This is a genomic window from Neisseria sp. P0021.S007 (assembly GCF_051956855.1).
On the sequence record NZ_JBQCXA010001778.1, the window covers coordinates 1 to 436 of the forward strand.

General features: G+C 52.1%; 1 pseudogene. It reads right to left on the reverse strand.

Annotation, left to right across the window (positions count from 1 at the left end):
- Positions 1 to 436: pseudogene (locus tag ACTHUR_RS21415) on the reverse strand (NADH-quinone oxidoreductase subunit L); the annotation flags it as partial.

Below are 436 nucleotides of genomic sequence, written 5' to 3' on the forward strand. Positions count from 1 at the left end.
TTGAAATATAGGGCATCAAGGTAGTATTTGTTTTCAAACAAAACGTAAATCGGACGGAACGCCTGCGCGATTTTGGCGGGCAGGTGCGGCAATTTGACGTACAAAAGCCATGCGCTCAATACGCCTGCGATAGCGAGATAGAGGACGGGCGAATGCAGGCTGTGCGACACCATTGCCAATGCGCCGTGGAACTCTTCTTTCATGATGTGCATGGTCGGATGCGCGTCGGCATTGACGAAAATCACGTCTTTGAAGAAATCGCCGTAGAGCATCGGTTCGATGGCGATGTAGCCGATGATGACGGACGGAATGGCAAGCAGAATCAGCGGCAGGGTAACGACAAGCGGGCTTTCGTGCGGATTGTCGTTTTTGCCCAAGCCGTGATGCTCTTCACCATGATGATCGTCATGATGCTCAGGCAGGCTGCGCCATTTTT